Source organism: Bartonella sp. AP150HLJHH, assembly GCF_042196385.1.
Lineage (GTDB): Bacteria > Pseudomonadota > Alphaproteobacteria > Rhizobiales > Rhizobiaceae > Bartonella.
In genome coordinates this window covers 46,792-57,922 of the sequence record NZ_JBHIQC010000011.1, presented here as the reverse complement: position 1 = coordinate 57,922, position 11,131 = coordinate 46,792, and the positions used below count along the sequence as shown (strand labels likewise).

Below are 11,131 nucleotides of genomic sequence, written 5' to 3'. Positions count from 1 at the left end.
TAGCTATAGAGGCGATAAAAAAGCTTCAAAAAGATGAGGGATAGAGGCAAAAAACTCAATAGAATCAAGATTCACCTATTCCCCCATATTAGACATAACTATTTTATTTTACTTGCTTTTTATATACCATTTATGAGCGCCAGCGTGAAGTGAGCTTTAAGAGATATCTCTTAAAACAAAGCCTGTAAAATGGCATTCTCCTCACACTGTATTCCTATTGAAATAATGATCACCTTGAACCGTGTGAGTTTAGATCTTCAGAGCTCATCTGCATAACATTTTAATGTGATTGTTATCCAATATTAAACTACTTTTCACATGATGTACAAACTATAAAGAAATAAGAAAAAACATTTGAAAATGTAAATATGAAATCTAAAAGTTTAACTCTAAGATACAATCTATCTTCATTCATATAAATATACAGTATACATTCTTAAACCTATAAGACTAAGAAAACCTAAACATTGATGAAACCTATAACCCTACCTGAGAAACAGTGACAATCATGTTAAATCAAATTGTCCGCAAGTGTCTCTCATTGAAAAAAACAATATCTTATCTGGACGGCACATATAACATCTTTTTATACGAAAAAACTATAAAGAAGTAATTCGTTATGAATCACAGCTTCCAAGACAAGAAGATATTTTCCACCTCTTGTGCCATCTGTAAATTCTCATCATAAACAGATATCGTTTTTATTCTTCAATGTTTCATAAACTGTTCTAAATCGAATCCATCATGCCTTGTATCTAATCAAAATCGATCTTACCAAAGATCATGCTAAAAAACGTAATAATATTATTCATAAAAAATAAAAAAATCACAATAGATGTTTTTTGGCAATTTCACCAGCATTAACCGCAATGCTTAAATCTAATCCAAGAAATAAAATATTAATTTTCAGAAAGATGAAAAGAAGCTCATAAAAAAGAGTTTTTGTAATCTGTTTCCTAAAGCATGTGATATAGTAGCAACATGCGGCAAGAATATGCAATGCTAAAGTTTCAGCAATCAAAAGCAATTTTTACTGAAAAAAGAGAAAACAGCATCATTTTATACTAAAACAGTCAACAGAAAACGTGTAGCAACAAAATAAACCAAAAAACATCAAAAAGGTTCGGGATTATACAGAAAAATAAGCTAATAGAATAAAAGGAAAACTCTCTAACTTTTTATAGCCTATAAATATCATTTAAACATGGTGATCCCGACAGGATTCGAACCTGTGACCCACGGCTTAGAAGGCCGTTGCTCTATCCAGCTGAGCTACGGGACCCAACTGATTATTTTCTCAATTCAAAATAGCATCTTCAATTCAATGTGTCCAAGAATGCTGCCGATCACTGCGAAAATTATCAGAATAAGAAATAGCACGTCGAATCGATGTATGTTTCTTTTCTACACGGTAAGAGATAGCATTCTTACGTGCAAAAGCAATCGCTTCTTCCTTCCTATTAAATCGAATCTTTACCTGATTATTCATATCAGACGTTGCCGTATAGCCCATAAGAGGTTCAAGCATTTTTGCTTTCATTGGCTCATACTCTAGAATCCAAAAACCTGTATTCCCCTTACCTGACTGCATAGCTGTCTTAGCAGGACTATAAATACGTGCGATCATGCCTTTTTCCTTCAGATTACACAACGCTTGGATGATAGTTTCTCACCACACGTACCCAATTGGGTCATTCTCACACACTCAATCAAATATGGTCGGAGCGATAGGATTCGAACCTACGACCCCCTGATCCCAAATCAGGTGCGCTACCAAGCTGCGCTACGCTCCGCCATTTACATTTACTTGATGCACATTTCCTAAAATTTTCACAACAGAAGTGCAAGAGAAAAACACACTTTTTTTAAATTTTGTTGCATTTCTTTACAAAAAAGCACATTTTTTAATTTTTTCCCCTACTCAATAACAAATTTATTGACAAATAGTAGAAAATAACCTCCGTAAAAAATCCAATCTATATTAAAAAAGAATGAATTTCTCTATAAGGACTTCATAATTTTTATCCTGTTTTAAGCAAGCTCTCACTGTATCAAAACGCATTTCACAGATACAGTTTTAGAAAAAAACGACTTAAATATCATAGATAAATTTTCCCAAAGAGAACATAAGCCAAAGAATTCAGCTGTATTAAGCTTTTTTCCCCTCTTTTTCTATCTTCCCAAAGACTCTTTTATTAAAAATTCTAGAATCTTCTACAATCCAAATCCATAAACAACAAACATTTTTTCAAAGCACAAAGGTTTTATTATAAATAAAATAAAGCGCTCTTTTTAGAAAAATTTTCAAATGCGAAGATGGTAAGAATTCAACATCATACAATAAAATCTCAAAGCTATTTAAAATAAAAATACGACAAGAGTAAAAAAACACTATTTTTTACTCTTATATAGATATCCCAAAAGAAGAAAATTTAAATGACTTGTCTTTTCACATATTGAAACGATAATAGAAAAACAGAATAAGTAAGCCATGATAAGGAGTATTTACGGTTTTCTTCTATTTAAAACTTCAGCAATAACAGCACGTGTTATTTTTCTTTTTCTTTGTAATGCCAACTGATCAACAGAATCAATAACACGCTTCAATGAAAATAAAGAACGTTCACAACGGCTTACAAGATAATAAACCGTATCTGGATGTACAATAAGTTGCCTATCGGAAAAAAGCTTAAAAGCAACAGCTGTTAACAATGCATCATCAGGCTGATTAATTTCAACGAACATCACCGAATTAAGACGACTTTTTAGATCATTTAACGTTAAATTCCAAGCGGAAGGAAGTGTTCGTGCCGTCATCAATAAAGTAGCTTGTCGTGCATCAAGATTTGCTTGCTTAATACTGTTAATTAAATGAAAAAGTTCTGTCTCATTGATTTCACCTGTATCAATATCCTCTATTAAAAATGATCTGCCTAAAGAAGCCATAGTAACAGCCTGATCAAGTTCATTGTGCTGAATCCTGAAAGCATCTGCTTTTTGGAGCCATATATTAGAAAAATGCGTTTTTCCAGATCCTTCTTTACCAACCAAAACTGCAATAGGTAAGCTCCAATTGGGCCAGTGATCAATAAGCTGAAAAGCCATACGATTGCTTTCCGTTACCACTAAATCCTCAAATTGAAAAATCGGATCATAAGGAAAATTTAAAGATAATTGCGTTTCACGCCCATTCATTTTAGCGGCTCCGAATTTCCGCTTCGCGAATACATCTGAGAACTCAGATAAGTATGAAGAGCAAAACGAACTAAAACGCCAACAGCCGCTGCCGCAGGAACAGCAACAAGCATACCAGTAAAACCAAAGAGTGAAGAAAAAGCAAAAAGTGAAAACATCAACCATACGGGATGTAATCCCACTGATGAACCTACAAGCTTGGGTTGAAGAATATAACCTTCAATAAATTGACCAATTAAAAAAAGTGCCATCACAACAATGATTCCCCCCCAATTATTGGGATAAAACTGGACCCATGCAATACCAACAGAAAGGACCAAACCACTCATTGTGCCGATATAAGGAACAAAGCTAATAAGACCAATAAACATACCAATCAAAAGACTAAAATTGAGTCCTGCAATCGTTAAACCAATAGCATAATAGCCTCCCAATATGAGACAAACTGTTCCTTGTCCACGAACAAAGCCTGCAATAGCTCTATCCATTTCATGAAAAATACTACGGACGGTTTCAAGATGATCACGTGGTATTAACGAATCGATTGCTGTTACCATACGTGGCCAATCTAATAACATATAAAATGCCACCACAGGTGCCACAACAAATAGGCTAACGATATTAACGATTGATTTTCCTGACTTTAAAAGTGAATTCAAAAGAGACGTGATAAAATCCGAACCTTCTCCCAAAAATCCTTTAATATTATTCCGTAATTCATTTGGATCACTTCCAAAATAGCGCCTTAACCAATCAAAATCATGCTCAACAAAAAAGGTTTGAATACGATTAATGTAAACAGGTAAACCATCACTCATAAATTGCTGTATTTGCCAACTAATAACAGGAATCAAAATAATTAAAGCAGCAACAAAGGTAATAACAATAAATAGGGTGATAAGGACAGTCCCAAACACACGACGAATACCAAATTTTTCAAGTAATTGAACAATGGGATTGAGAAAATAAGCCAACACAATCCCTGCCACAAAAGGAAGCAAAATTGATCCAAAAACAAACATAAAAAGAATGAAAAAAATCAGCGTACCAAGCCAAAAAAAGATTTGTCTTTTCATATTATTCGGCAAAGGTAATTGAGTATACGCTGGCACATAAGTCTTATAACGATCACGAGATGTATTCTCACTCACTTTCTTTCTCATAAGCTGCCAAGAGGACTGTCCGTGATTATCTGATATCTTGCTCATAAAATATCCTAAAAAATTCTTCACAAAAAATTATAAACAACTTCAAAATAAGGTACAAGAAAAGTTGCTTATTTTCTTATCAATATCTCTTGCAGAGAGAACTCTATCATGGCATTGCATAATATCAAAACCTGATTTTCCATTAAAGGAAGGCTCCAATGAGCAATCAAGATCTTACAAATAATAAATCCAAGGCTGGGGATAAATCCAAAGCTGGTCTTACCTACGCAAAAGCCGGTGTAAACATCGATATGGGTAATGCCATGGTAGAAAAAATTAAACCCTTTATACGCGCAACAAAACGAGCCGGAACAGATGCAGAAATTGGCGGTTTTGGTGGACTTTTTGATTTAAAAGCAGCAGGCTTTACGGATCCTATCCTAGTAGCAGCCAATGATGGTGTGGGAACAAAATTAAAAATTGCCATTGAAGTAGGTCACCATAACACTGTAGGTATTGATCTTGTAGCTATGTGTGTCAATGATTTACTCGTACAAGGGGCTGAACCTCTCTTTTTTCTGGATTATTTTGCAACTGGAAAGCTTGACCCTGAACAAGGAGCTGCGATTGTTTCCGGTATTGCAGAAGGATGTAAACAAGCCGGTGCTGCCCTTATTGGAGGAGAAACTGCAGAAATGCCAGGAATGTATGCAGAGGGAGATTATGATCTAGCTGGTTTTGCTGTTGGAGCATGCGAACGTAGCAAGCTACTCCCTTCAAAAGATTTGACAGAAGGTGATATTATATTAGGTCTAAGCGCCTCTGGAATTCATTCCAATGGCTTTTCGCTTGTTCGACGAATCATCCAGCAAAATTATCTCAAATGGAATGACCCTGCCCCTTTTTCCCCCGAAAGCAGCCTTGGTATAGCACTTCTTACACCAACACGCATTTATGTAAAATCGCTTCTTCCCATCATGCGAAAATATGAAGGGATTAAAGCTCTTGCTCATATTACGGGTGGAGGTTTTCCTGAAAATATTCCACGTGTCCTTCCATCCTCTCTCTGCGCTGAAATTAATCTTTCTAGCATCAATGTTCCAGCAGTATTTTCATGGATTGCCAAACAAGGTAAAATAGAAGAAACAGAAATGTTAAGAACATTTAATTGTGGTATTGGCATGATCATTATCGTAGCACAGCATGCAGCTGAAACGATTACGCAAGCGCTTGAAAAAAAAAGAGAAACGGTGACTCCACTTGGCATTTTAACAAAACGCCAAGATCAAAATAAAGGGATACTTTATCAAGGAGTACTGAATTTATGAAACAAAAAATTGTCGTTTTTATTTCTGGTAATGGGTCCAATATGGTCGCCCTTGCTCAAGCAAGCCAACAAAAAGAATATCCTGCTGAAATTGTCGCTGTTATTTGCGATAATCCGCATGCAAATGGTATTGAAAAGGCCCAAAACTATAACTTACCCATTCATATTGTTGATCGTAAAATCTACAAAACAAAAGAAGAGCATGAAGAAGATATTTTTACGATTTTAGATCAATATAAGCCCGATTTTCTTTGCTTTGCAGGGTATATGCGCCTTATCTCATCGCGTTTCGTAAAACTTTACGAAGGACGGATTTTAAACATTCATCCTTCTCTTTTGCCTTCATTTAAAGGCTTAAACACACATGAAAAAGCTTTACAAGCAGGTGTAAAAATCACGGGTTGCACTGTTCACCTTGTTACAGAAGACATGGATGCAGGAAAAATCCTCGCCCAAGCAGCCGTCCCCGTCTGTATCCATGATACCGTTGAGTGTTTAGCACAGAGAGTTCTTAAAGTAGAACATAAACTCTACCCTGAAGCTTTAAAAGCATTTATTGAAGGAAAGAGCAAAATGATAGATACGCAACAACAGCTTTTATCTTTTTGAGTGTATCAACAATCTATTAATCAGCATATTTCAATGCTTTACACATAGTTTCTGCTCAGTATCTACAATTGAAAATCTCTATGAAATGTTGACATAATAGAGCCCATCTCTTCATAAATTTTTGCACAAAACATGTGATTTTTTGAATTTTATTTCATTTTCAAAATTCTTCTTCTTTATTTAGTTCTATGACATTATCATAAGCTCTATTTATCAAAATGCTCTCGTCTTTAGCCTAAAAAATCTTAAAATACGCAATTTTTCTATTGCATAAATTTTTTCTCATGATGAAAGTGTTTCTTTAACTGTTACAGCTAACTGTTTGAGTGTAAAAGGTTTAGATAAAAAACCAAAAACAGCATCTTGTGGAAGATTTTTAGCAAAAGCATCTTTTGCATATCCAGAAACGAAAAGAAATTTGATACCAGGATAGTTTTTACGGACTTCCTTCAATAAAGTGGGCCCATCCATTTCTGGCATCACCACATCGGAAACAATAATATCAACATCTCCTTTTTGTTCCTCAAGAATAGAGAGTGCTTCCGCCCCACTTGCTGCCTCTAAAACCGTATATCCTCTCATTTGAAGAGCTCTTACCCCCCCCATTCTGACCGCATCTTCATCTTCAACCAATAAAACAGTCGCAGATCCTGTTAAGTCTATATTTTTATCTTTCTCTTCATCTTTTTCAATCTTTTGAGAAATTTCTCCTTTTATATTGGGGATATAACGGGGAAGAAAAATATGAAATGTTGCTCCTTCACCTTCTTTACTTTCACAATAAATATACGCACCGCTCTGCTTGATAATTCCATAAACCATTGATAAACCAAGTCCTGTTCCTTTTCCAACTTCTTTTGTTGTAAAAAATGGCTCAAACATTTTTTCTTGTATAGCAGCAGATATACCAGCCCCTGTATCTGAAATAGTCAATTGCACATACTCGCCAATTGCTAATCCAAGATGATTAAATTCAGCACTTTGTTGCTTTGTAATATTATTTGTTGCAATCGTAACAATACCTCCATCTAACATGGCATCACGCGCATTAATAACCAAATTCATAATAACACGCTGAAAAGATGCTTGATCAACTTCAACGCTCCACAAATCTCTTCCATGGATAATTTTTAACTGAATATTATTCCCCAAAAGTGGTAAAATAAGATTGCGGATATCTGATAAAAATTCAGTAAAATCGACTTCTTCAGGTCGAAGTGTTTGCTTTCTAGAAAAAGCTAATAATTGCTGGACAAGAGCAGCTGCACGATTAGCATTGTTTTTAATATTGATCAGATCAGCATGAGCAGGATCAGAACTACGATGCGTATTTAAAAGAAGATCACACGACATTAAAATTGCTGTTAAAACATTATTAAAATCATGAGCAATGCCGCCAGCCAATTGTCCTACAGCTTGCATCTTCTGACTTTGCATCATTTTATCTTCAAGAGTTTTTTGTTCGGTTGTTTCAATCACAGAGATAATAAGCAAATCTTGCAATGCATCACCGTGATAGGGCGGTACAGACATAATATGGAGCCGTAAATGGCATTCTTCATTTTTTTCTAAAACAGTTTCTAGAGAAACAAAATAATTTTTATTTGTCGCAATTCTCTGAAAAGAACGCTCTAACTGCACACAATCACGACGAGAAATAACATCATAAAAATTGACAGCTTTGTCCATACATCCCGTGAGTGATGAAAAAGCTTTATTCATATGAACCAATTGCCCTGCATGATCCACCACGGCTATTGCAAAAGGACTCGCATCAAAATATTCTCCTAATATACTGGGTAATTTTAATTGATCATCCTCTTCTTTTTGTATTTGTTGTGGAATGATCACAACACGATAAATGGCTTCCTCTTCTAAGAGAGAAGAAACAGATATAAGACAATGGAATATTTTCTCACAAGTCGTGTGTGAATTTAAACATAACGAAAACCTATAAGGTAAAAAGTAACCTGAACTTTGATATCTGTTGGTTTGTAAACAGATATCACTCCATGAGCTCTTAGCGCCAACGCTATCAAATAACGAATCAAAATTATATTGACCAATTGAGAAATTCGCTAAATCAATTGAAAACCATTCGGCAAAAGTCGCATTGGCATAAAGAATAGTTCCTTGTCTATTAACGGATACAAAACCAATAGAAGCTTGATCCAAGTGATTGATAGCCTCTTGAAGGTTCGAGAAAAAAACTTCTCGCGTTTGTTGTAAGTGCGAAATATCAGTAATACGCCAAAATAAAAGCTTTTTTTTCTGTTTTGTGATAGGTTGAACGGAAATATTATACCAAACAGATTTTTTTGGTGTAGAATCGGTAAAAATTGGTTGTTCTACTCTCAATTCCTCTTGCGCTGCAAGATTATTACAGGCTGCAACCTTTAAGCGGTACGAGAGTGCACCAGCTCCTGGAAGATCCGCAATAACCCTATAACAAGACACTTCAGGCTTATAGGTCAGAATTTTTCGATAGTTTTGATTAGAATAATAAACAAAACCAGAAAGATCAGAGATTACAATTGCATCATCGCTCCTATTAAAGATGCTAAAATCAAAATCTTCATGCGACCACACATGATATCTTAAAATTCCCATTCCACACAAAACGAGTGTTGCAACACCGATCATTGCTAGAATCAAAAAAGATATTGATATCGCCTGTTGCAAATAGTTTTGTGGATAAAAAAAACCTAAAATACCCACAATGAAAAGAAAACCTAATACAAAAACAACACCAAAAATCACAACTCTCCGATGAAACGAAGACGCTGATCTTTCATTATTCTCAAAATCTTTATCCATCTCTCTTTGCCTTAGCTTATAGCTATTTCTTATGTCACAAAACTTCCTTTATATTCGTTGTTATGTTGTTATAAAGTATATACTATGATATTATCTAAGATAAGCTCGCTTAATATTCAAAAGTTTATTTCTTACATTATAAGTGAACCTTTTGAGGGTATGTTTATAAATTTATCTCAATAAAAAATAATATTTCCATCCAAAATGGGAGAAAATCTATGTATATCTGGTTATCAGAGCAGATAGGTGTATCTGCTGCAAACATAACGATAAGCTTTTTGCTTTTTATAATAACAATCGCAGCTATTACCGTAATTATCGTGTTTTTACGTCGCTTAAGTACAGGAAGATACAGCATTAATAGAAAAAAAAGTCTATCACGATTAGCATTATGTGAAGTAATTTCTATAGATCGAGCACGCCGCCTTGTTTTAGTCCGTTGCGATAATAAAGAACATTTGCTCCTTATTGGCGGATTAACAGATGTGGTTGTAGAATCCGATATTACTGGTACATCAAAAATACAAAAAAGAGAAACACACACACATCTAAATTCCGCCCCTCCAGAAAGAAACGATGTATCGGATAAAAGTCCCTCTCCTTTTACGAATCAAGCGGTAAAAGATTCAGCCATCACCGCCGAAATTGAGGGGCGGCAAGAACCATCTTTATTCATTCCTACCCCTCAAAAATAAAAATATACAATTTCATCACCACGAATTTCGTTTGTTTATCATCTCAATAACCTTAATCATCGCGATAAACTCTTTCACGTCGTTCGTGACGTTCTTGCGCTTCCAATGACAAAACGGCTATCGGCCGAGCCTCAAGACGCTTGATACTAATGGGTTCGCCGGTTTCTTCACAAAAACCGTATGTCCCATTATCAATGCGCTCTAAAGCAGCATCTATTTTTGAAATAAGTTTCCTCTGACGATCACGAGCACGTAATTCGATTGTACGATCAGTTTCACAAGAAGCCCGATCAGTCAAATCGGGCTGACCAACATTCTCTTCCTGCAAATTTTCCAAAGTCTCACGAGCTTCTTTTAATATATCATTCTTCCAAGAAACCAATTTAGCACGAAAATACGCCTTTTGCCGCTCATTCATAAAAGGCTCATCTTCACTAGGGCGATATTGACCATCAATCTCTTCGCTCATGCAATAAAAAACCTCCACATATGCTATGTGCGGTCTATATATTGTGCAATACCCATCAACACAAGAGTAAAATGTTTTTTCATAATAATCGACGAATATATCTAAATGCACTGTTTAGGTTTGATCGCTTTTTTATGTAGATTGAATTCTTGATCAAATCTCATCCAGAATCATTTTTTTCGCTTATTGAAAAACTTTAAAAAGAAGGAAATCTAATATCAGATATCAGAGCCATCCCTCCCCTACTCTCTACATTGTTTAAAATCTAAATGAAGCAACAATAAATCATTTCATCAATGCAAAAAAATAAAATCTTTATAAAGGCAAAGTGTGATATTCACGTTTCAAATACATCAAAGCATCTTTTTCTTTATTACAGTTGATTGCAACAACCTCACCAATCAAAACACAATGGGTTGCGTGTTCGTGCCAACAAATCAAACGACAATCAAACGACGCTAGAGCGTCTGAAAGACTAGGCGCCCCCGTTTGCAAAGCTCCCCATTGAGCAACATCAAAACGCTCATTTTGTGTAGAATTGCAACGCCTCGAAAAAACATCCGCTAATGAGCGATGTTTTCCTGCCAAGCTATTAACACAAAAATTTCCATTCTCCATAAACACCTGATTCTTTAAATTATGGCGCATGAGACAAACAAGAAGGGTTGGAGGATCATCAGATAAAGAACAACACGCCGAAACAGTCACCCCACGTCTTCCCTTAATACCATTTGTTGTCACAATATGCACAGCTCCTGCAAAAAGACTCATGGCATCTCGATATTCTTGAGAAGAAACCGCAATAGTATGTTTATGTTGAAGTTCAGGCATCAAATATGTTTTATGATTCGACATATCTTTCACTTATAAA

General features: G+C 35.3%; 9 protein-coding genes and 2 tRNA genes. 3 read left to right on the top strand and 8 right to left on the bottom strand.

The window, feature by feature from the left end; genetic code table 11:
- Nucleotides 1–1,205: 1,205 nt before the first annotated feature.
- The 5 genes from ACFING_RS06050 to ACFING_RS06030 form a co-directional block, all read right to left on the bottom strand.
- Nucleotides 1,206–1,282 (bottom strand) — tRNA-Arg (locus ACFING_RS06050).
- A gap of 39 nt (nt 1,283–1,321) precedes the next feature.
- Complete coding sequence (locus tag ACFING_RS06045) at nt 1,322–1,627, bottom strand: ETC complex I subunit (protein ID WP_375611556.1); 306 nt, start codon at nt 1,625–1,627, stop codon at nt 1,322–1,324.
- A gap of 89 nt (nt 1,628–1,716) precedes the next feature.
- Nucleotides 1,717–1,793 (bottom strand) — tRNA-Pro (locus ACFING_RS06040).
- A gap of 712 nt (nt 1,794–2,505) precedes the next feature.
- The gene (hdaA, locus tag ACFING_RS06035; protein ID WP_375630183.1) at nt 2,506–3,195 is read right to left on the bottom strand and encodes a DnaA regulatory inactivator HdaA; all 690 of its coding nucleotides are present in this window, start codon (nt 3,193–3,195) and stop codon (nt 2,506–2,508) included.
- Nucleotides 3,192–4,403 (bottom strand): AI-2E family transporter, encoded by a 1,212-nt coding sequence (locus tag ACFING_RS06030; protein WP_375630182.1) that lies wholly within the window; start codon nt 4,401–4,403, stop codon nt 3,192–3,194. The genes hdaA and ACFING_RS06030 overlap by 4 nt, the downstream gene beginning before the upstream one ends.
- 158 nt (nt 4,404–4,561) lie before the next feature.
- On the opposite strand from ACFING_RS06030, the gene purM reads away from it, so the two are divergent.
- Both purM and purN read left to right on the top strand, forming a co-directional pair.
- Nucleotides 4,562–5,671: a phosphoribosylformylglycinamidine cyclo-ligase gene (purM, locus tag ACFING_RS06025; RefSeq protein ID WP_375630181.1), complete on the top strand. Its 1,110-nt coding sequence runs from the start codon at nt 4,562–4,564 to the stop codon at nt 5,669–5,671.
- Complete coding sequence (gene purN, locus ACFING_RS06020) at nt 5,668–6,279, top strand: phosphoribosylglycinamide formyltransferase (RefSeq protein WP_375630180.1); 612 nt, start codon at nt 5,668–5,670, stop codon at nt 6,277–6,279. Before purM ends, purN begins: the two co-directional genes overlap by 4 nt.
- Before the next feature lie 282 nt (nt 6,280–6,561).
- Here purN and ACFING_RS06015 read toward each other — a convergent pair whose 3' ends face one another.
- Nucleotides 6,562–9,096, bottom strand: coding sequence for a response regulator (locus tag ACFING_RS06015; RefSeq protein ID WP_375630179.1), 2,535 nt, complete (start codon nt 9,094–9,096; stop codon nt 6,562–6,564).
- Between the two features lie 218 nt (nt 9,097–9,314).
- On the opposite strand from ACFING_RS06015, the gene ACFING_RS06010 reads away from it, so the two are divergent.
- Nucleotides 9,315–9,791, top strand: coding sequence for a hypothetical protein (locus ACFING_RS06010; RefSeq protein WP_375611550.1), 477 nt, complete (start codon nt 9,315–9,317; stop codon nt 9,789–9,791).
- A 52-nt stretch (nt 9,792–9,843) separates the two neighbouring features.
- Here ACFING_RS06010 and dksA read toward each other — a convergent pair whose 3' ends face one another.
- Together dksA and ACFING_RS06000 are read right to left on the bottom strand one after the other, a co-directional pair.
- Nucleotides 9,844–10,260: an RNA polymerase-binding protein DksA gene (gene dksA / locus ACFING_RS06005; protein WP_015856486.1), complete on the bottom strand. Its 417-nt coding sequence runs from the start codon at nt 10,258–10,260 to the stop codon at nt 9,844–9,846.
- A 315-nt stretch (nt 10,261–10,575) separates the two neighbouring features.
- On the bottom strand, nt 10,576–11,115 hold the full coding sequence (locus tag ACFING_RS06000) for a flavin reductase (protein ID WP_375611549.1): 540 nt from the start codon (nt 11,113–11,115) through the stop codon (nt 10,576–10,578).
- Between the last annotated feature and the right edge of the window lie 16 nt (nt 11,116–11,131).

Bases quoted from the DNA above. Each gene is read 5' to 3' on its own strand.
- ACFING_RS06045 (WP_375611556.1), bottom strand. From the start codon at position 1,627: ATGATCGCACGTATTTATAGTCCTGCTAAGACAGCTATGCAGTCAGGT.
- hdaA (WP_375630183.1), bottom strand. From the start codon at position 3,195: ATGAATGGGCGTGAAACGCAATTATCTTTAAATTTTCCTTATGATCCG.
- ACFING_RS06030 (WP_375630182.1), bottom strand. From the start codon at position 4,403: ATGAGCAAGATATCAGATAATCACGGACAGTCCTCTTGGCAGCTTATG.
- purM (WP_375630181.1), top strand. From the start codon at position 4,562: ATGAGCAATCAAGATCTTACAAATAATAAATCCAAGGCTGGGGATAAA.
- purN (WP_375630180.1), top strand. From the start codon at position 5,668: ATGAAACAAAAAATTGTCGTTTTTATTTCTGGTAATGGGTCCAATATG.
- ACFING_RS06015 (WP_375630179.1), bottom strand. From the start codon at position 9,096: ATGGATAAAGATTTTGAGAATAATGAAAGATCAGCGTCTTCGTTTCAT.
- ACFING_RS06010 (WP_375611550.1), top strand. From the start codon at position 9,315: ATGTATATCTGGTTATCAGAGCAGATAGGTGTATCTGCTGCAAACATA.
- dksA (WP_015856486.1), bottom strand. From the start codon at position 10,260: ATGAGCGAAGAGATTGATGGTCAATATCGCCCTAGTGAAGATGAGCCT.
- ACFING_RS06000 (WP_375611549.1), bottom strand. From the start codon at position 11,115: ATGTCGAATCATAAAACATATTTGATGCCTGAACTTCAACATAAACAT.